This window comes from Pseudomonas sp. (assembly GCF_017744435.1).
In the GTDB taxonomy this organism is placed as follows: domain Bacteria; phylum Pseudomonadota; class Gammaproteobacteria; order Pseudomonadales; family Pseudomonadaceae; genus Aquipseudomonas.
On record NZ_JAGIBG010000012.1, the window covers coordinates 25,915 to 44,424 of the forward strand.

Sequence of the window (18,510 nt, forward strand, 5' to 3'; positions counted from 1 at the left end):
GGCCTCCATGGCCCCTTCGTTTCTATCGGTAGCGCACGATGAAGTTCAACTGTCCCTTGGCGATCCCTGCCCGTACAGCCCGACTGGGTTCGATCTGGTGAAAGCTTGCCTGGAGATTCAGTACCGTTGTGCCCTTGCTCAGCGGTGTCATGGGTTCTTCGGTGTTAAGTGGCATCGGGCTGCCATCGCCCTTGAAAACCTGGATACCGACGCCAGCGGCATCCGAGTCCTTGGTCAGGCCAAAGACGCTACTCTGGCCTGGACCGATCAAGGCATCCGGAGTCTTCAGCTCCAGAGTGGCGTACGTATTGTTATCAGGGTCGGTCTGACAGGCGGCGAGGGTGATGCGAAAATCGACCTTTGTGGTGGTATAGCCGACATGGGTGAACTCTGAACGGCTGAAGTCACCTAGTGGTACCGGATTGGGTGTTACCGGGTCGGTACCGATCGTGCAATGGGTCTGAATGACTTCACCTTTCAGGCGAAACTTGAAGGCATTGCCAATGCCGCCGAAGTCCAGGTTGCCTATGAACATGTCTCTGTCGATCTCATGATCGCCAGGTTCCAGTTCACCAGTCTTGACCAGGGTGACCTGATAGAACAACAACTGCAGCCTGAAGTCAGCCAGGCCGTGCCGCCGGTCGCGTATAGCGGTGAATGGCACCCAGGTATGGTCGTCTTCCGGTCGAAAACTAGGAGCTGCCTGGCCGTCGAACGGGCCGAAAAGCTGAATGCGCGCGCCGATGCCTTTGATGCCGGTCGGCAATACCTCGCCGTTCCCTCTGGTGCCTGGCAGTACCAACGGCGGGTGAATGGGGGTCATGCGAAATCGCATCACATCGGTGCCGTCGTTGTAACAGTTCAGTATCCTGTTTTCGAGGGTCGAAGCGTACAAGACCTGTGTTTTCCCGACTTCGGTACCGATACTTGCGTTCAGTGGTATGTAAGTGGGTGGGATCTTCGATTCGAACGTCACGGTAGCTTTTGACTTATCCTCGTAGAAACAGTATGACGAGGCGTCCGCCAGCGCCTGGCTGGCGGGCCATGTCAAGCTGAGCAGCACGCCCAGTGTCAGGGTGGCATGGGTAAACTGGATCATGTCGATTCCTTGATGCCGGCCGTGTTGCAGGTCAATGTCTGCAGGTAATAGCCTTCGGCAAAATGCATGGTATGTGGGTCGACGTGCAGGTGGCAGCGTTGATCATCCTGTTCGCCCCAGTTGAGGGTCAGCGTCTGGGCCCGGTCGACGGTACTCAGCAGTGTCAGGCCGGCCTGGCCGACCATGCCCAGTTGCTGGTCATCGGCGTCGAACACCAGGCTGCCGAACGGTACCGGTGTACCGTCGGGGTGCAGCAGGGTCAGTGCCCAGCGTGAAACCTGGCGAGCGTTGAACTGGTGCTTGACGATCGCACCCCGGCGCGGCACCAGTTGCGCCGTACCGTTGTCGATTTCCACGTTGGGGCCCAGCCGGTCGGTCTGCAGTACCAGGGTGTTGTTGCGGTAGGGTTGCAGATAGGGCACCAGGGCATAGCCCCGCTCGTTGGTGTGGCTGCCAGCGCTGTTCTGCACACCGACTCCGGCAACCCCGGGCACCTCCACCAGCCCTGCCGTATCGCCCAGGTAAGTGCCAAGCTCCAGGCCGCCGGCATGTAACAGCAGCGCGCCGCTGGCATTGAGTGAGAGGCTGCGATAGTCGCTGCCATCGGTCAGTCCTGTACCGAAGCTGCCATGCTCGGTCCTGTAGCCGAGCGCCAGGGCACTGGTCCGTCGATGGTCTTCATGCTGCGCCACGCTGGTGTTGTAGGTGAGCCGACCCTCGTCGGCACTTCCGCTCAAGCTGGCACGATGGCTGTATCCACGTTCCTGCTTCTGCATATCGTAAGTGGCATTGGCAGAGCGGCCGAAATTCAGTGGCATCGACAGGCTCAGGCCGAACTGGCGGTCACTACCGTGAGTGTCGCTAAGTGACTGCGAGGCGAACAGGTAGTAGCTGATGCCTGCGTGGTAGGTATTGAAACCCATCTGGTACTGGCGCTGGGTGCTGGCTTGTTGCCAGTAGTCCTGTTGCGACAGTGTCAGGCTCAGGCTGTGATGCTGACCGAGTCGCTGATGCACCGATGCTTCCAGGCGGCTGCGGCGGCTGCCCGTGAAGGTAGAGTTGCGGCTGCGCTGCTGCACGGCCTCGCTGAAATCCCGATAGCCTTCGGTCGAGTAGCGGTATCCGGCAAACCGCAGGTTGGTACCGGTGGAAAATGCCTTGCCGTATTTCAGCGCAAAGCTTTGGCCTTGCACGTCGTTCTGGCCGGCGATGTCGAGTTGGCTGTTGGCCTGGGTGATGTCGAACGACGCGGCGCCGAAACTGCCCAGGTCCTTGCCGACACCCAGGTTCATGGCGCGGTAGTACTCGCTGGCCATCAACCCACCGAACAACGTCAGGTTCCACTCCATGCCCCTGCTCAGGGTGGCTTGCCACAGCAACGGCTTGTCCAGGTCACTCGCTGGATTGTAGCGGCCAAGCGTGGCGCTGTAGCGCCAAATACCTTGGCGCTGCAGGTTGCTGAGGCTGGAGTACGGCTGGGTGAAGCGGCGCACCTGACCATCGGCTTCGGTCAGCACCACTTCCAGTTCGCCGTTGCCTGCGGTACCCAGGTCATCGATCGCATAAGGGCCGGGGCTGACGTAGGTGGCGTAGATCGGGTAACCGTTCTGCCACACCTCGAGCTTGGCGCGGGTCTGCGCCACGCCGCGGATGACAGGGGCATAACCCTGTAGTGCGTCGGGCAGCATGCCCATGTCCGAAGCCACGCGTACGCCCGTGATGGGGACGCTATTGAAAATGTCGCTGTCGGTGAACGTTTCGCCGAGGGTGAGATTGGCACGCGTGCCAGGCAGATCGCGCTGGGCATAGGTCTGCGCGCGCGCCCAGTTGCGAGTGCCGTTGCTGTCTTGTTGCCATGACTGGGTGGTGCGCAATCGCCAGTCGCCAAGGTTGAGACCGCCATTGAGGTACAAGGCTTCGTTGCTGTAGCGGCCTCTGTAACGGCTTTCCCCCTGCAGGGTAGATGCCTGGTAATTGAGAAATGCGGCATTGATACCGCTGTCCCAGCGTGATGGGTCGACATTGCCCGCGATATCACGGCGCATGGCGATCTGTGGTATCGAGATGGACAAGCGCAGGCTCCCGCTATCGAAGTCGACATTGGCGCCAGGCACTACCGATGCCAGGTCCAGGCACGTTTTTTGTGCGTCTTCGGGGGCAGCCAGTGCATCGAGACGCAGGCCCCAGTCGCCCAGCTTAGCGGCGGGCAGGCAGGGTTGCAGTTGGCCATTGGCATCGCCCTGAAAATCGAGCTCATGACGGCCGATAGCCTGTAGATTCACCATGACAGTCACTAGATAGCGGCCCGGTGCGAGATTTTGTTCGGTCGCCAGAAAATTCAGTGCCAGCGCGCTCTGTTCACTGTTATCGCGCAGAAAACCCGATTCGAAGCCATAGTCGACGTTCGCCTTCGCTGTCGGTATGTCGTGGAGGGCGACGAGGCTGCCAGCCAGGCACAGTAGTACGTGGCGCTGGCCGCAAGCAGTCGGCCAGCGCATTGGAAGAAGGGGCATTTGAACGACTCCTTACGTTCTGACGCGAGTCTCTAGCGAGTCGATTGAATCGGCCGGGTCAGGGGTTGGGTGTAACCGCCAAAATCGTTGATTACGGAAAAACTGATGCTGGAGCTTGCGTTCAAGGGAACATTGGCTAGCGCATAAGCCTGACGGGAAAGAGGGGGGAGCATCTGCGCGCTGTCGATCTTGTGGCCGCGGCCGTCGGTCTGTACCTTCAGACTGATGAACGTTATGTGGAAAGGGGTCGGGTTATTGATCACCAGTTGCTTCACCCCCTTACGCTCATTTATCGAGAATGTCAGCGACTCGAGCTGCTCGGTCGGCTTGCCCTTGAGCTGCTGCGGCCGGTAGAACAACTTGATGCGTGTGCGCATGGCAATACTGAGTTGATTGCCCGGCTCTGCACTGGCATGCGGAATTTCCTGCATGTTGAAGAAGAACAATGACTCGCGGTCCTGCGGCAAACTGTTCGGTAATACATTGATGCGCAGAAGCTGTTCACTTTCTGGACTGACCTTGAAAAAGGGTGGCGATGTCGCAAAGGGCACGACGGTGGTGTTGTCGTCAGCCTCTGTGTTTATCCAGGTCTGTACGGCGTAGGTGCTTTTGGAGGGGTTTCTGACAACTACGGAGGCACTGCGTTTGTCGCTGCTGACAACGATGCGGGTATTGTTCAGTGTCAAGGCAGCATGGCTGGTGGCAGAAAATATAAGCATCGACAGTGCCAGGCAGGCGCAAGCGCCGACACGAACGGAGAGCGTGTACATGAACTGTTTGATCATTGGGTAACTCGCTGCATCCAGGCGTATCGATCACGCCTGGATGATTTGACTAGTACCAGGAGGTACTGCAGTGTGCGCAGGATTAGCGGTAGTCGACGGTGTAGCGAACCTTGGCCGATGCGGGGCCTGCGGTGACGCCGGTGGCAGTGGAGCGGTAGTAGGCGTCGAAGCGCAGGTCAGTCGGGCCGGTAGTGTTCAGCACGTAATCAGTCGAGGTGCTACCCGGTCCGATCGAGGTGTTGGTGGCGTCCTTGATGACAATCGAAACGTTGGTTGCTGCGCCAGCAACGGGGTCGATCTTGAAATAGTTGCCGCTGGCGTCGGCAGCGCCATCAAACTTCACGAAGGCGTTGTTTTCGGTGATGCCGCAGACGCCTCTGTCGGGTACACGAATATTAAAGGAAGCACCACGGATTTCCATGTTCGCAGCGGTGAATCGACCCATGGGAATGTCACCCATGTTCACGCGGTCATTCACACTGCCGTCACCAGGGTTGACGATTTCGATAGGGCAAGTCTCTGGCGTGATACTACCTTCAAAGGCAATCGAACCACTGGAAGCGAAGGCGACGTTGCCCGCCAGGCCAGTAAGCAGGCCGAGGGATAGAGTAACTAAAGACTTCTTCATGACATAACCTGATTGATGGGTTAATTAGTTTCAGTGTGAGGCTTTGACAGGCTGTTTGCCTGTCGTTGCCTCGGTGCTGATTCTAGGTGTCATGAGTTTTAAGTTGCTGTAGGAATAGGCGGGGCCGCTATGCGACTTTTCACTTTGTTAATTCTTTTTTAATGTTAAGTAAGTGCGTGGATATGCGCCATGGCGTTACCAAGGCGCACGGGACCTACTCAGTGAGTGCTACCGGGTGCGGCTTGGCTCAGCAGCTGCTTTTCCTGGTTCCAGTCGAAGGGCTCGCCGTTGGATTCGGCCTCATGGCGACGCTCTTCCAGTTGCTGATAAATCGCGAGTTCTTCTTCCGGCATGAAGTGCAGGCAATCGCCGGCAAAGAACCACAGCAGGTCACGCGGCACCAGGTGGGCGATCTGCGGATAGCGCTGGATTACCTGGCAGATCAGGTCCTGGCCCAGGTACTGGCTTTCCAGCGGGTCTTGCGGCAACAGGGTCAGCAGTTCGTCGAAGCGTTCGAGGAACAGGGCGTGGCTTTCTTCCGGCACCTGCTCTGCCTCGCCCAGCGCCACCAGGATGGTGCGCAGGTGCTGGAGCAGTTGCAGGTGGTATTCCAGGTAGGGGTTGGCCATGGAATGGATCCTCGGTATGGCTGAAACGGGGGCGGAGTATACGCCGCCCCCCGTTTCTCGCGAAGGGTCAGCGCACCTTGCCGGGTTCGGCGAGCAGTTGCGCCTTGTCGAAGGCATCGACATCGATCACCTTGCGTCGTGCCTGTTCGGCAGCGTGCAGGCGCTGGCCTTCGCCGGGTTGCAGTACGCCTGCCTCTACGGCGGCGTCGATGCCGTGCTGGCCGGGGGCTGGCTGGACTTTGCCTTCCTTGAGTGCCTGGTGCAGGACCTTGCTCAGCGGCGCCGTGTCGTCGAGCAAGTCGCTGGCCCGTTGCAGTGCAGCGACAGGGTCGTCTTCTGCCAGCGGGCGGTAGCAGCCAGCCAGCAGCGCTTCCAGTGCCGGGTCGCCCTTGCGCCGACCGATCAGTTCAGCCACTTCAGCATCCAGTTCATCACTGGGGCCGGTGTGGCGACGGCCGAAGGGGAACACCAGCACCCGTAGCGCGCAGCCGACAAAGCGGTTGGGGAAGTTGTCGAGTAGGCGGTCCAGCGCGCGCTCCGCCTGGCCCAGGCTTTCTTCCATGGCCCAGCGCAACAGCGGCTGCAGGTAGTCGGGCGAGCCCTGGTCGTGGTAACGCTTGAGGACGGCGCTGGCGAGATACAGGTAGCTCAGCACGTCGCCGAGGCGGGCACTGAGGCGCTCGCGGCGCTTGAGCGCCCCGCCCAGCAGCATCATCGACAGGTCAGCCATCATCGCGAACGCCGCCGCCTGGCGGTTGAGGGCGCGGAAGTAGCCCTGGCTCAGGGCATCGCCCGGCACCTGCTCCAGGCGGCCCAATCCGAGGCCGTAGATCAGGGTGCTGGCCGCATTGCCGGCGGCGAACATGATGTGCTTCATCAGCAGATCATCGAACTCGACCAGCGCCTGATCGCGGTCTTCACGGGCGGCCAGGGCCATTTCCTTGAGTACGAAGGGGTGACAGCGGATCGCGCCCTGGCCGAAGATCATCAGGTTTCGCGAGAGGATGTTGGCGCCCTCAACAGTGATGAAGATCGGCGCACCCTGCCAGTTGCGCCCGAGGTAGTTGTTCGGGCCCATGATGATCGCCTTGCCGCCATGCACATCCATGGCGTGCTGGATGCATTCGCGGCCGCGCTCGGTCAGGTGGTACTTGAGGATCGCCGACAGCACCGAGGGTTTTTCGCCCAGGTCCACGGCCTTGGCGGTCAGCAGGCGGGCGCTGTCCATCAGCCAGGCGTTGCCGCCGATACGTGCGAGGGATTCCTGAATGCCCTCAAAGGCCGCCAGGGGCACATTGAACTGTTCGCGGATGTTGGCGTACTGGCCGGTGACCAGGCTGGTGTACTTGGCGGCGCCGGTACCGACCGCAGGCAAGGAGATCGAGCGGCCCACCGACAGGCAGTTCATCAGCATCATCCAGCCTTTGCCGAGCATGGCCTGGCCGCCGATGAGGAAGTCCAGCGGCACGAACACGTCCTTGCCGCTGTTGGGGCCGTTCATGAACGCCGCGCCCAGCGGCAGGTGGCGCTTGCCGATGTCCACGCCGGGGGTATCGGTGGGGATCAGTGCCAGGCTGATCCCCAGTTCTTCTTCCTCGCCCAGCAGATGATCCGGGTCGTAGGCCTTGAACGCCAGCCCTAGCAACGTGGCGACCGGGCCGAGGGTGATGTAGCGCTTTTCCCAGTTCAGGCGCAGGCCGATGACTTCTTCGCCTTGCCACAGGCCCTTGCAGATGACCCCGGTGTCGGGCATGGCGCCAGCGTCGGAGCCGGCCAGCGGGCCGGTAAGGGCGAAGCAGGGAATTTCCTCTCCACGGGCCAGGCGCGGCAGGTAGTGATTGCGCTGTTCATCGGTGCCGTAATGCAGCAGCAACTCTGCCGGGCCGAGGGAGTTCGGCACCATCACCGTGGACGCCAGGTCGCCGCTGCGGGTGGCCAGTTTCATCGCCACCTGGGAGTGGGCGTAGGCGGAAAAGCCTTTACCGCCATACGCCTTGGGGATGATCAGGGCGAAGAAACCACTCTGCTTGATGTGCGTCCAGGCTTGGGGAGGCAGGTCGAGGTCCTGGCCGATCTGCCAGTCGCTGACCATGGCGCAGAGCTCCTCGGTCGGGCCATCGATGAAGGCCTGTTCCTCTTCGGTCAGTTTCGGCGCCGGGTAGCTGAGCAGGGTGCGCCAGTCCGGGCGGCCACTGAACAGTTCGCCGTCCCACCACACTGTGCCGGCATCAATGGCTTCGCGCTCGGTCTGCGACATCGGCGGCAGGGTGCGCTGGAACCACCTGAACACCGGGCCGCTGAACACCTTGCGGCGCCACTCCGGTAGCACCACGAGGGCCGTCTTGAGGGCCAGCACGATCCAGAACAGCGTTAGCAGCCAGCCGGGAGCACGGCTGAAAATGCCCATCAGCAGCACGTAGGCCGCGATGATGCCGAGAATCTGCAAGGGCGCCAGGCGCCGGTGCGTGAGGTATGCCGCGCCGATCACCAGCACCACCAACCACAACAGCAACATAATCGGTCCTCCTTGGAACCAGGGGCTTGAGCCGTCCCACAGAGCTTAGACGCTACGCTGTGAACGGCAGGTTCAGAACAGTGACAGGGTGTGGTGGTAGGAGTTTCAGTGCAGTGTTCGCCTGTACCTTTCGGAATCTGTGGTGATCCTGTGGGAGCGGGCTTGCCCGCGAAGAGGCCGGTACAGGCGACAAAGCTCTGGAGTAGACTGTCAGCCCTGCGCATTCATAAGGACGTTGTCATGCTGAAGATCTGGGGCCGCAAGAACTCGAGCAATGTACGCAAGGCGTTGTGGATCGCCCACGAGCTGGGTCTGGACTTCGAGGCGATCGACGCCGGTGGTGCCTTCGGTGTGGTCAACGAGCCGCACTACCGTGCGCGCAACCCCAATGGCCTGGTGCCGATGCTGGAAGACGGCGACCTGACCTTGTGGGAGTCCAATGCCATCGTCCGCTACCTGTGCGCCGAATACGGCGCAGAGCAGGGCTGGTACCTGGATGACCCGCGCCAGCGTGCCCTGGCCGACAAGTGGATGGACTGGACCACGTCGTCCTTTGCCGCGCCGTTCCGCCCGTTGTTCTGGGGTCTGCTGCGCACTCCGGAAGACCAGCGCGACTGGGTGGCGATCAACGCCGCGCACAAGCAGTGTGCCCAGTTGCTGGCCATCGCCGACGAAACCTTGGCCAAACAGCCGTACCTGTCCGGTGACCAGATCGGCATGGGCGACATCCCACTGGGTAGCTTCGTCTACGCCTGGTTCGAGATGCCCATCGAACGCCCGGCCATGCACCATCTGGAAGCCTGGTATGAGCGCCTCAAGGCGCGCCCGGCGTATCAGGCCGCCGTGATGACCGCGCTGACCTGACCTTGCTTCGATAGTCATTATCAATACATGTGACTGTACTTGTGCGGCCTGGCCTTGCACCATGGCCGCACTCACTGCGCCAGTGATCTGCCCTGGCGTGTCCTGCACCTTTTTCTTCGGTAAGTGACCCGCTATGAGTTCCGCCCTGTCCATCCGACAGCTGACCAAGACCTACGGCAACGGCTTCCAGGCCCTCAAGGGCATCGACCTGGACGTCGCCGAAGGCGACTTCTTCGCCTTGCTCGGCCCCAATGGCGCCGGCAAGTCCACCACCATCGGCATCCTCTCGACCCTGGTCAACAAGACCAGCGGCATGGTCAATGTGTTCGGCCACGACCTGGATCGCGAGCCCTCGGCGCTCAAACGCTGCCTGGGCGTGGTGCCGCAGGAGTTCAACTTCAACCAGTTCGAGAAGACCTTCGACATCGTCGTGACCCAGGCCGGCTACTACGGCATTCCGCCCAAGGTGGCCAAGGAGCGCGCCGAGCAGTACCTGACCCAGCTGGGCCTGTGGGACAAGCGTGACGTGCAGTCGCGCTCGCTGTCGGGTGGCATGAAGCGCCGCTTGATGATTGCCCGCGCGCTGATCCACGAGCCGCGCCTGTTGATTCTCGATGAGCCGACCGCCGGCGTGGACATCGAGCTGCGCCGTTCGATGTGGAGCTTCCTCACCGAGCTCAACCAGAAAGGCATCACCATCATCCTCACCACCCACTACCTGGAAGAGGCCGAGCAGCTGTGCCGTAACATCGGCATCATCGACCACGGCACCATCGTCGAGAACACCAGCATGCGCAAACTGCTGGGCAAGCTGCACGTCGAGACCTTCGTCCTCGACCTCAAGCAGGACCTGGCCACAGCCCCGGTGCTGCAGGGCTACCCGTGCCGGCTGCTGACGCCGCATACCCTTGAGGTGCAGGTGGAAAAAGACATCGGCATCACCGCACTGTTCGGTCAGCTGGCGCTGCAGAACATCGAAGTGCAGAGCCTGCGCAACAAGACCAACCGACTCGAGGAGCTGTTCGTGTCCCTGGTGGAAAAAAACCTGTCGAAGGTGGCGGTATGAGTGTGGAACTGCGCACCAACTGGGTCGCCCTGAACACCATCGTCTACCGCGAAGTGCGGCGCTTTCTGCGCATCTGGCCGCAGACCCTGCTGCCACCGGCGATTACCATGGTCCTGTACTTCGTCATCTTCGGTAACCTGATCGGCCGGCAGATCGGCGACATGGGCGGCTTCACCTACATGCAGTACATCGTGCCGGGGCTGATCATGATGTCGGTGATCACCAACTCCTATGGCAACGTGGTGTCGAGTTTCTTCGGCAGCAAGTTCCAGCGCTCGATCGAAGAGCTGATGGTGTCGCCGGTATCGCCGCACACTATCCTTGTCGGCTATGTGCTAGGCGGTGTGCTGCGCGGCCTGGCGGTCGGGGTGATCGTGACCATCCTGTCGATGTTCTTCACCAACCTGCAGGTGCATCATCTGGGCGTGACGGTCATCGTGGTGCTGCTGACCGCCACCATCTTCTCGTTGCTGGGCTTCGTCAACGCGGTGTTCGCGCGCAACTTCGACGATATCTCGATCATCCCCACCTTCGTGCTGACGCCGCTGACCTACCTGGGCGGGGTGTTCTACTCGATCAACCTGCTGCCGCCATTCTGGCAGACCGTGTCGCTGGCCAACCCGGTGCTGCACATGGTCAACTCGTTCCGCTACGGCATCCTAGGGGTGTCGGACATCAGTATTGGCACGGCGATCACCTTCATGCTGGTGGCCACCGCAGTGCTCTATGTGCTGTGTGTTCGCCTGCTGGTCAGCGGCCGAGGCATGCGCGCCTGACAGCCGTTGCTTGCGCCGGCGCCACTGCCGGCCAATCCACCAGCGCCAGTACAGCAGGGTGGTGAAGTAGGCGACCACGCCAAGCACCACCCCGCACACCACCGAACCCAGCAGAAACGGTTGCCACAGCGTGGCCAACTGGTCGGTGATCCATTCGAAGGTCAGCTCGTCCGGCAGGCTGCGCGGTGGCACCTGCATGAGCCAGGCGCCGGTCATGTAGGTGACGAAGAACACGGGTGGCATGGTCAGCGGGTTGGTCAGCCAGACCAGGCTGACGGCGATCGGCAGGTTGCCGCGTACCGGGATCGCCAGTGCTGCGGCCAGCAGCATCTGCATGGGAATGGGGATCAACGCCGCGAACAGTCCCACCCCCATGGCCCGCGCCACCGAATGGCGGTTCAGGTGCCAGAGGTTCGGGTCATGCAGCAGCTTCCCGAAAAAGCGTAAGGATTTGTGTTCCCGAATACTGGTCGGGTCCGGCATGTAGCGTTTGAAAAGTCGGCGCGGCATGTAGGCTCCCGGAGCGTTGATCGGGGCAGTATGCCTCGATTCGCGTTCAGCCTCGTTTAGAGTTTGTGACAATTGTTGAGCGGGCAATGCCGGCTTTTCGTCTATGCCTCAGTAAGCGATTCCGCTTCTGGAGCTCTACCTCATGCGCACAGGGATGTTTGCGCTCGCGCTCGGGCTGTTGAGCCTGGGCTTTCTCCCCGTTTTACCGTCGGTCGGGTGGCTGCTACTGCTGTTGCTGGCAGTTGGCGTCTGCGTATGCACGCGGTTGTGGCCGCTGGGCTGTTTTCTGCTGGGGCTGTGCTGGGCCTGCTGGTCGGCCCAGCAGGCGCTGGATGACCGCCTGGCAGCGGGCCTGGATGGCCGCACGCTATGGCTGGAGGGGCGGGTGGTCGGGCTACCTGCACGGACTGCACAGGGCGTGCGCTTCGAGCTGGAACAGCCGCATTCGCGCCGCGCCGAGCTGCCCCGGCGCCTGCAACTGAGCTGGTTCGATGGCCCGGTCATGCATGCTGGCGAGCATTGGCGCATGGCGGTTACCTTGCAGCGCCCGGCCGGGTTGCTCAACCCCCATGGCCCGGATCGCGAGGCGCAGCTGCTGGCCCGACGCATCGGTGCCACTGGCACGGTCAAGGCGGGCCAGCTGATGCATGCGGTGGCCCCGGGGTGGCGGGATGCGCTGCGCGAGCGCCTGCTCAAGGTCGATGCGCAGGGGCAGGAAGCGGCATTGGTGGCTTTGCTGCTCGGCGACGGGGCGGGCCTGGCCCGTGAGCAGTGGCAGGCGTTGCAGGCAACCGGCACGGTGCACTTGCTGGTGATTTCCGGGCAACACATCGGTCTGCTCGCAGGCTTGCTATATGCCCTGGTCTCGGGCCTGGCGCGCTGGGGGCTCTGGCCTCAGGGTTGGCCGTGGTTGCCGTGGGCCTGCGGCCTGGCGATGGCGGCGGCGCTGGGCTACGGCTGGTTGGCCGGCGCGGGGGTACCGGTGCAACGCGCCTGCCTGATGCTGGCGGTGGTGCTGCTGTGGCGCCTGCGTTTTCGCCAGTTGGGGGCGGTGTTGCCGCTGTTGCTGGCATTGAACCTGGTGTTGCTGGCCGAACCCCTGGCGGCGTTGCTCCCTGGGTTCTGGCTATCGTTCGCGGCGGTGGCGATCCTCATCTACAGCTTTGCGGCACGGCTTGGCGGCTGGCGACCCTGGCAAGCGTGGACGCGGGCCCAGTGGGTGATCGCCGTCGGTCTGTTACCGGTGCTATTGGCCACGGAGTTGCCGGTCAGCCTGAGTGCGCCTGCAGCGAACTTGCTGGCGGTGCCCTGGGTCAGCCTGGCGGTGCTGCCACTGGCATTGCTCGGTACGCTGTTGCTGCCGCTGGCGGGCATTGGCGAGGGCCTGCTGTGGGTCGCGGGTGGCTTGCTGGACACCCTGTTCCGCCTGCTGAGTTTGCTGGCGCAGTGGCGGCCGGTATGGATACCGCCGGCACTGCCGGTGTGGGCCTGGTTGTTGGTGTGTTGCGGGGCGCTGCTGTTGCTGTTGCCTCGCGGTGTGCCGCTGCGTGGGCTGGGCGCGGTCATGCTGTTGGCCTTGTGGGTGCCGAGGGAGCCCGTGCCGCCTGGGCAGGTCGAGATCTGGCAACTGGACGTCGGCCAAGGCTTGGCGATGCTTCTACGCACGCAACATCACACCCTGCTCTACGACGCCGGGCCGGCCAAGGGCGAAACCGACCTGGGCGAGCGGGTGGTGCTGCCAACCCTGCGCAAGCTGGGGGTGGAGCGCCTGGACCTGATGCTGATCAGCCACGCCCATGCCGACCATGCGGGCGGCGCTGCTGCCATCCAGCGAGGCTTGCCGGTCGGTCGGATAATTGGCGGTGAAGCGTTGGATGACGTCCAGTTGCAGCCTTGTACCCGTGGCGAGCAATGGACATGGGATGGCGTGCATTTTTCGCTATGGCACTGGGTGGATGGGCAAAGTAGCAACGACCGCTCCTGTGTGCTGATGGTCGAGGCGCAGGGCGAGCGCTTGCTGCTGGCGGGGGATATGGAGGCTGGCGCCGAGCAGGCTTGGCTGGCGGATACCGCCGTACCCCGTATCGACTGGCTGCAGGCGCCGCACCATGGCAGCCGTACTTCTTCCACCGAGGCCTTCATTCGCGCCACGGCTGCACGTGGCGTGCTGATTTCGCGGGGGCGCAACAACAGCTTCGGGCACCCGCATGCACAGGTGCTCGAGCGTTATCGGCGGCACGGGATGGTAGTGCATGACACGGCGGTGGAGGGGGCACTGCGGTTGGTGTTGGGTGGGCAGGGGGGGATTGAGAGTGTGCGTCGGCAGCGGCGGTTCTGGCGTGATGTTGTTGGTAGCTGAGCTGGCCCTTTCGCGGGTAAACCCGCTCCCACAGGTTCAGTGTTTACCCGCGAAAGGGCCAGACCAGACACCCCAAAGCCCAAGCCAGAAACTGGCCTGCCAATTCCCTGACCTCCGGCAGATGAGCCCTCGGCGCGCCTATGGTAGAGTGGCGGCCTTTTTCCGAAGGGGCGTTTACTGTGTGGGAATTGGTCAAGTCCGGTGGTTGGATGATGCTGCCGATCATTCTGAGTTCCATCGCCGCCATGGCTATCGTCGTCGAGCGCCTGTGGACCCTGCGCGCCAGCCGCGTCACCCCGCCGCACCTGCTGGGCCAGGTGTGGATGTGGATCAAGGACAAGCAACTCACCAGTGACAAGCTCAAGGCCCTGCGCGCCGACTCGCCGCTGGGCGAAATCCTCGCTGCAGGCTTGGCCAACTCGCGCCATGGCCGCGAGATCATGAAAGAGTGCATCGAGGAAGCCGCCTCGCGCGTCATCCACGAACTCGAACGCTACATCAGCACCCTCGGCACCATTGCTGCCATGGCACCGCTGCTCGGTCTACTGGGCACCGTGCTGGGCATGATCGACATCTTTAGCGCCTTCATGGGCTCGCAGATGACCGCCAACGCCGCCGTGCTGGCGGGTGGTATCTCCAAAGCCCTGGTCACCACCGCAGCCGGCCTGATGGTGGGTATCCCGGCGGTGTTCTTCCACCGCTTCCTGCTGCGCCGCATCGATGAGCTGGTGGTGGGCATGGAGCAGGAGGCGATCAAGCTGGTGGAAGTGATCCAGGGCGATCGCGAAGTGGAAGTGGCCGGAGGCAAGGCGTGAAGTTCCGGCGCAATCGCCAGCGGGAGAACGTCGACATCAACCTCGCATCACTGATCGATGTGGTGTTCGTCCTGCTGCTGTTCTTCGTGGTCACCACCACCTTCACCCGCGAGACGCAGTTGCGCGTCGAGTTGCCCGAGGCGGCCAGCGCCGAGCAGGCATCGGCCGATCAGGGCAAGCTGGTGGAAGTGACCATCAGCGCCGATGGCGTGTATTCGGTGAACAACCACCTGCTGCCCAAGAGCGACCTGGCGACCCTGACCGAGGCCATCGAGCGCGAGTCGGGTGGTGACAACAAGCTGCCATTGGCCATCAGCGCCGACGGCAAGACCCCGCACCAGGCCGTGATCACCGCAATGGATGCTGCCGGCAAGCTCGGTTTCAGCCACCTGCGCATGACCACCGTCGAGGCCGCCCAGGGGACACCTTGATGGCGCTTGCCGACCGCTTGCTCGCCGCCTGGTACGCCGGGCATCCGGCCCTGGCGCTGCTGCGCCCGCTCGAAGCGCTGTACCGGCGCGTGGTGACGCGCAAGCGTGCGCGTTTTCTCAGCGGCGAAAGTGCAAGCTACCGGGCGCCGGTGCCGGTCATCGTGGTGGGCAACATCACCGTGGGTGGCACCGGCAAGACACCGATGATTCTCTGGCTGATCGAGCATTGCCGTCGCCAGGGCCTGAAGGTGGGTGTGGTCAGTCGTGGCTACGGTGCCAAGCCGCCACACTACCCGTGGCGGGTGGCAGCGAGCCAGCCAGCCGAACAGGCCGGTGACGAACCCTTGCTGATCGTTCAGCGCACCGGCGTGCCGCTGATGATCGACCCTGACCGTTCAGCCGCGGTGCAGGCGCTGCTGGCCAGCGAGCCGCTGGACCTGATCCTGTGCGATGACGGCATGCAGCACTACCGTCTGGCCCGTGACCTTGAACTGGTGCTGATCGATGCCGCCCGTGGCCTGGGCAATGGCCGTTGTCTGCCGGCTGGACCGCTGCGCGAGCCTGTCGAGCGCCTTCAGGAAGCTGATGCCGTGCTGTTCAACGGCGCCAGTGAAGACTGCGCCGAGGGTTTCGGTTTCCGCCTGCAACCGTCCGCCCTGGTCAACCTGCGCAGCGGCGAGCGCCGCGAGCTCGATCATTTCCCTGCAGGCCAGCGCCTGCACGCGGTGGCCGGTATCGGTAACCCGCAACGTTTCTTCAATACCCTGCTGGGGCTAAACTGGCAGCCGGTGCCGCATCCCTTTGCCGACCATGCGCAGTTCAGCGCCGAAAGCCTGGCATTCAGCCCGGCGCTGCCGCTGGTCATGACCGAGAAGGATGCGGTGAAATGCCGGGCCTTCGCTGCCGACGACTGGTGGTACCTGGCTGTCGAGGCACAGCCCACGCCAGCCTTCGGCGCCTGGTTCGACAGCCAGCTGCAGCGCTTGCTGCGCAAGCCCTGAGCCCTTCTTCAATTTCCGGCCATCCGGCCTCAAGGACGCTTCCATGGACACCAAACTGCTCGATATCCTGGCCTGCCCGATCACCAAGGGCCCGCTCAAGCTCAGTGCCGACAAGACCGAGCTGATCAGCAAGGGCGCCGGCCTGGCCTACCCGATCCGCGACGGCATCCCGGTGATGCTGGAAAGCGAGGCGCGTACCCTGACCGACGATGAGCGTCTGGACAAATGAGCGTGAATTTCACCGTGGTCATTCCTGCCCGGCTGCGCTCCACGCGCCTGCCGGGCAAGCCATTGCTGGCGATCGCCGGCAAGCCGATGGTCCAGCATGTCTGGGAGCAGGCGCGCAAGAGTGGTGCAAACCGCGTGGTCATCGCCACCGATGATGCCAGCATCCTTGAAGCCTGCCAGGCCTTCGGCGCCGAGGTGCTGATGACCCGTGCCGACCATGAATCGGGCACCGACCGCCTGGCCGAAGTAGCCGCGCACCTGGGCCTGCCGGCGGATGCCATCGTGGTCAACGTGCAGGGTGACGAGCCGCTGATCCCGCCGGTGATCATCGATCAGGTGGCCGCCAACCTGGCTGCCCACCCGGAAGCCGGCATCGCCACCCTGGCCGAGCCGATCCATGAACCGGAAACCGTGTTCAATCCCAATGCCGTCAAGGTGGTGAGCGACAAGAACGGCCTGGCCCTGACGTTCAGCCGCGCGCCGCTGCCGTGGGCTCGCGATGCCTTTGCCAAGGACCGCAACCAGCTCCCGCAGGGTGTGCCCTATCGTCGCCACATCGGCATGTATGCGTACCGCGTCGGCTTCCTGCAGGACTTCGTCAGCTGGGGCCCGTGCTGGCTCGAGCAGACCGAGGCCCTGGAACAGCTGCGTGCGCTGTGGCATGGCGTGCGTATCCACGTCGAGGACGCCATCGAGGCGCCAGCCGTGGGTGTCGATACCCCTGAAGACCTGGAGCGCGTACGGCGCTTGCTGGAGGCCTGATGCGCGTCCTGTTCGTCTGCCTCGGCAATATCTGCCGCTCGCCCACCGCCGAAGGCGTGCTGCGCCATCAGTTGCAGGCGGCCGGCCTGGCTGAGCAGGTGCATGTGGCATCTGCCGGTACCGGCGACTGGCATGTCGGCAAGGCCCCTGACAGCCGCACCTGCAAGGCCGCGCTGGCGCGTGGGTATGACTTGTCGCAGCAACGTGCCCAGCAGGTCAAGCCGGCGCATTTCGCCGAGTACGACCTGATCCTGGCCATGGATGAGAGCAACCTCGGCCACCTGCGCGCCATGCGCCCGCACAACGCCGCGGGCGAACTCGACCTGTTCCTGCGCCGTTACGGCGCGGCCCTGGACGAAGTGCCAGACCCTTACTATGGCGGCACCGAGGGCTTCGAGCAGGTGCTCGACCTGATCGAGGCTGCGTGCCGCGAGCTGGTCGTGGAAATCAAGGGGCGGCTATGACTGCGGTTTGGCAGGAACAGGTTTCGCTGAAGCCCTACAACACCTTCGGCATCGATGTGAAAGCCCGCTATTTCACCCAGGCGCACGGCGATGACGATGTGCGCGAGACGTTGGCGCAGGCGCGTCAGCGTGAGTTGGTGGTGCAGGTGATCGGTGGTGGCAGCAATCTGCTGCTGACCCGCGATATCGATGCTGTGGTGTTGCACATGGCCAGCCGTGGTCGACGCGTGCTGAGTGATGACGGCGAGCGGGTGGTGGTCGAGGCAGAAGCCGGCGAGCCCTGGCACCCGTTCGTGCAATGGTCGTTGGCGCAAGGCTATAGTGGGCTGGAGAACCTCAGTCTGATCCCTGGCACCGTGGGGGCTGCGCCGATGCAGAACGTTGGCGCCTATGGTGTCGAGATCAAGGATGTGTTCGCCGGGTTGACCGCGCTGGACCGGGAGACTGGCGAGCTGCGTGATTTTGACCTGGAGGCGTGTGCCTTCGGTTACCGCGACAGTGTGTTCAAGCGCAACCCCGGCCGCTGGTTGATCCTGCGTGTGCGTTTTGCCTTGAGCCGTACGTTGCATGCCCGCCTGGATTACGGGCCGGTGCGCCAGCGTCTGCTGGAGCAGGGTGTCGAGCAGCCGACCGCACAGGCGATCAGTGACGCCATCTGCAGCATTCGTCGCGAAAAATTGCCCGACCCGGCCGAGCTGGGCAATGCCGGGAGCTTCTTCAAGAACCCGGTGGTGTCGGCTGGGCTGGTGGAGCGCATCCGTGCCCAGTATCCGGGTGTGGTCGCTTATCCCCAGGCTGACGACCAAGTAAAACTGGCAGCGGGCTGGCTGATCGAGCAGGCAGGCTGGAAAGGCTACCGTGAGGGCGATGCCGGTGTGCATCGCCTGCAGTCGCTGGTACTGGTCAATTATGGTCAGGCGAGCGGGGCGCAGGTGCATGCGCTGGCGCAGCGAATCCAGGCGGATATCCTTGAGCGGTTCGGGGTGGAGCTGGAAATGGAGCCCAACCTTTACTGATTGCATCGCCTGTCCCGGCCTCTTCGCGGGCAAGCCCGCGAAGAGGCCG

18 protein-coding genes are annotated in these 18,510 nt (G+C 62.9%); 11 read left to right on the forward strand and 7 right to left on the reverse strand.

What is annotated here, in order from left to right; genetic code table 11:
* Window positions 1–22 precede the first annotated feature (22 nt).
* The 6 genes from J7573_RS10330 to J7573_RS10355 all read right to left on the reverse strand — a co-directional run bounded on the left by J7573_RS10330 (window position 23) and on the right by J7573_RS10355 (window position 8,169).
* Entirely contained in the window at window positions 23–1,099 is a 1,077-nt protein-coding gene (locus J7573_RS10330; protein ID WP_294334051.1) for a fimbrial protein, read from the reverse strand.
* Window positions 1,096–3,612, reverse strand: coding sequence for a fimbria/pilus outer membrane usher protein (locus tag J7573_RS10335; protein ID WP_294334053.1), 2,517 nt, complete (start codon window positions 3,610–3,612; stop codon window positions 1,096–1,098). The genes J7573_RS10330 and J7573_RS10335 overlap by 4 nt, the downstream gene beginning before the upstream one ends.
* 32 nt (window positions 3,613–3,644) lie before the next feature.
* On the reverse strand, window positions 3,645–4,397 hold the full coding sequence (locus tag J7573_RS10340) for a molecular chaperone (protein WP_294334056.1): 753 nt from the start codon (window positions 4,395–4,397) through the stop codon (window positions 3,645–3,647).
* Between the two features lie 82 nt (window positions 4,398–4,479).
* Complete coding sequence (locus tag J7573_RS10345; RefSeq protein WP_294334058.1) at window positions 4,480–5,025, reverse strand: fimbrial protein; 546 nt, start codon at window positions 5,023–5,025, stop codon at window positions 4,480–4,482.
* A gap of 218 nt (window positions 5,026–5,243) precedes the next feature.
* Window positions 5,244–5,654 carry a PA2817 family protein gene (locus J7573_RS10350; protein ID WP_294334060.1) on the reverse strand — a complete coding sequence of 137 codons (411 nt, stop codon included), beginning with the start codon at window positions 5,652–5,654 and terminating at the stop codon, window positions 5,244–5,246.
* 67 nt (window positions 5,655–5,721) lie between these two features.
* Window positions 5,722–8,169 (reverse strand): acyl-CoA dehydrogenase, encoded by a 2,448-nt coding sequence (locus J7573_RS10355; RefSeq protein ID WP_294334064.1) that lies wholly within the window; start codon window positions 8,167–8,169, stop codon window positions 5,722–5,724.
* Between the two features lie 240 nt (window positions 8,170–8,409).
* On the opposite strand from J7573_RS10355, the gene J7573_RS10360 reads away from it, so the two are divergent.
* From J7573_RS10360 to J7573_RS10370, 3 genes are all read left to right on the forward strand, one after another.
* Entirely contained in the window at window positions 8,410–9,033 is a 624-nt protein-coding gene (locus J7573_RS10360) for a glutathione S-transferase (RefSeq protein WP_294334065.1), read from the forward strand.
* A gap of 133 nt (window positions 9,034–9,166) precedes the next feature.
* Entirely contained in the window at window positions 9,167–10,099 is a 933-nt protein-coding gene (locus tag J7573_RS10365; RefSeq protein ID WP_294334068.1) for an ABC transporter ATP-binding protein, read from the forward strand.
* Window positions 10,096–10,875 carry an ABC transporter permease gene (locus J7573_RS10370; protein ID WP_294334070.1) on the forward strand — a complete coding sequence of 260 codons (780 nt, stop codon included), beginning with the start codon at window positions 10,096–10,098 and terminating at the stop codon, window positions 10,873–10,875. Before J7573_RS10365 ends, J7573_RS10370 begins: the two co-directional genes overlap by 4 nt.
* Here the strand turns inward: J7573_RS10370 and J7573_RS10375 are convergent.
* Window positions 10,759–11,385, reverse strand: a complete 627-nt coding sequence (locus J7573_RS10375) for a DUF2062 domain-containing protein (protein ID WP_294334072.1) — start codon at window positions 11,383–11,385, stop codon at window positions 10,759–10,761. The genes J7573_RS10370 and J7573_RS10375 overlap by 117 nt on opposite strands.
* A 142-nt stretch (window positions 11,386–11,527) precedes the next feature.
* Here J7573_RS10375 and J7573_RS10380 point away from each other — a divergent pair, with 142 nt between their 5' ends.
* From J7573_RS10380 to murB, 8 genes are all read left to right on the forward strand, one after another.
* Entirely contained in the window at window positions 11,528–13,744 is a 2,217-nt protein-coding gene (locus J7573_RS10380; protein WP_294334074.1) for a DNA internalization-related competence protein ComEC/Rec2, read from the forward strand.
* Between the two features lie 179 nt (window positions 13,745–13,923).
* Window positions 13,924–14,559: a MotA/TolQ/ExbB proton channel family protein gene (locus J7573_RS10385; protein WP_016391244.1), complete on the forward strand. Its 636-nt coding sequence runs from the start codon at window positions 13,924–13,926 to the stop codon at window positions 14,557–14,559.
* Complete coding sequence (locus tag J7573_RS10390) at window positions 14,556–14,990, forward strand: biopolymer transporter ExbD (protein ID WP_294334124.1); 435 nt, start codon at window positions 14,556–14,558, stop codon at window positions 14,988–14,990. The genes J7573_RS10385 and J7573_RS10390 overlap by 4 nt, the downstream gene beginning before the upstream one ends.
* Window positions 14,990–15,991 carry a tetraacyldisaccharide 4'-kinase gene (gene lpxK, locus J7573_RS10395; protein ID WP_294334126.1) on the forward strand — a complete coding sequence of 334 codons (1,002 nt, stop codon included), beginning with the start codon at window positions 14,990–14,992 and terminating at the stop codon, window positions 15,989–15,991. The genes J7573_RS10390 and lpxK overlap by 1 nt, the downstream gene beginning before the upstream one ends.
* Window positions 15,992–16,034: 43 nt before the next feature.
* Window positions 16,035–16,220: a Trm112 family protein gene (locus J7573_RS10400; RefSeq protein WP_003247142.1), complete on the forward strand. Its 186-nt coding sequence runs from the start codon at window positions 16,035–16,037 to the stop codon at window positions 16,218–16,220.
* A complete protein-coding gene (kdsB, locus tag J7573_RS10405; protein ID WP_294334342.1) occupies window positions 16,217–16,981 on the forward strand; it encodes a 3-deoxy-manno-octulosonate cytidylyltransferase in 765 nt (254 codons plus the stop codon). The genes J7573_RS10400 and kdsB overlap by 4 nt, the downstream gene beginning before the upstream one ends.
* Entirely contained in the window at window positions 16,981–17,445 is a 465-nt protein-coding gene (locus J7573_RS10410; protein WP_294334344.1) for a low molecular weight protein-tyrosine-phosphatase, read from the forward strand. Before kdsB ends, J7573_RS10410 begins: the two co-directional genes overlap by 1 nt.
* A complete protein-coding gene (gene murB / locus J7573_RS10415; RefSeq protein WP_294334346.1) occupies window positions 17,442–18,461 on the forward strand; it encodes a UDP-N-acetylmuramate dehydrogenase in 1,020 nt (339 codons plus the stop codon). The genes J7573_RS10410 and murB overlap by 4 nt, the downstream gene beginning before the upstream one ends.
* Window positions 18,462–18,510: the final 49 nt, after the last annotated feature.

Excerpts from the sequence above, each read along its gene's own strand:
- J7573_RS10410 (WP_294334344.1), top strand. The coding sequence starts at position 16,981 with ATGCGCGTCCTGTTCGTCTGCCTCGGCAATATCTGCCGCTCGCCCACC.
- J7573_RS10340 (WP_294334056.1), bottom strand. The coding sequence starts at position 4,397 with ATGATCAAACAGTTCATGTACACGCTCTCCGTTCGTGTCGGCGCTTGC.
- J7573_RS10355 (WP_294334064.1), bottom strand. The coding sequence starts at position 8,169 with ATGTTGCTGTTGTGGTTGGTGGTGCTGGTGATCGGCGCGGCATACCTC.
- J7573_RS10360 (WP_294334065.1), top strand. The coding sequence starts at position 8,410 with ATGCTGAAGATCTGGGGCCGCAAGAACTCGAGCAATGTACGCAAGGCG.
- J7573_RS10345 (WP_294334058.1), bottom strand. The coding sequence starts at position 5,025 with ATGAAGAAGTCTTTAGTTACTCTATCCCTCGGCCTGCTTACTGGCCTG.
- kdsB (WP_294334342.1), top strand. The coding sequence starts at position 16,217 with ATGAGCGTGAATTTCACCGTGGTCATTCCTGCCCGGCTGCGCTCCACG.
- murB (WP_294334346.1), top strand. The coding sequence starts at position 17,442 with ATGACTGCGGTTTGGCAGGAACAGGTTTCGCTGAAGCCCTACAACACC.
- J7573_RS10330 (WP_294334051.1), bottom strand. The coding sequence starts at position 1,099 with ATGATCCAGTTTACCCATGCCACCCTGACACTGGGCGTGCTGCTCAGC.
- J7573_RS10375 (WP_294334072.1), bottom strand. The coding sequence starts at position 11,385 with ATGCCGCGCCGACTTTTCAAACGCTACATGCCGGACCCGACCAGTATT.
- lpxK (WP_294334126.1), top strand. The coding sequence starts at position 14,990 with ATGGCGCTTGCCGACCGCTTGCTCGCCGCCTGGTACGCCGGGCATCCG.
- J7573_RS10335 (WP_294334053.1), bottom strand. The coding sequence starts at position 3,612 with ATGCCCCTTCTTCCAATGCGCTGGCCGACTGCTTGCGGCCAGCGCCAC.
- J7573_RS10400 (WP_003247142.1), top strand. The coding sequence starts at position 16,035 with ATGGACACCAAACTGCTCGATATCCTGGCCTGCCCGATCACCAAGGGC.
- J7573_RS10380 (WP_294334074.1), top strand. The coding sequence starts at position 11,528 with ATGCGCACAGGGATGTTTGCGCTCGCGCTCGGGCTGTTGAGCCTGGGC.
- J7573_RS10350 (WP_294334060.1), bottom strand. The coding sequence starts at position 5,654 with ATGGCCAACCCCTACCTGGAATACCACCTGCAACTGCTCCAGCACCTG.
- J7573_RS10370 (WP_294334070.1), top strand. The coding sequence starts at position 10,096 with ATGAGTGTGGAACTGCGCACCAACTGGGTCGCCCTGAACACCATCGTC.
- J7573_RS10365 (WP_294334068.1), top strand. The coding sequence starts at position 9,167 with ATGAGTTCCGCCCTGTCCATCCGACAGCTGACCAAGACCTACGGCAAC.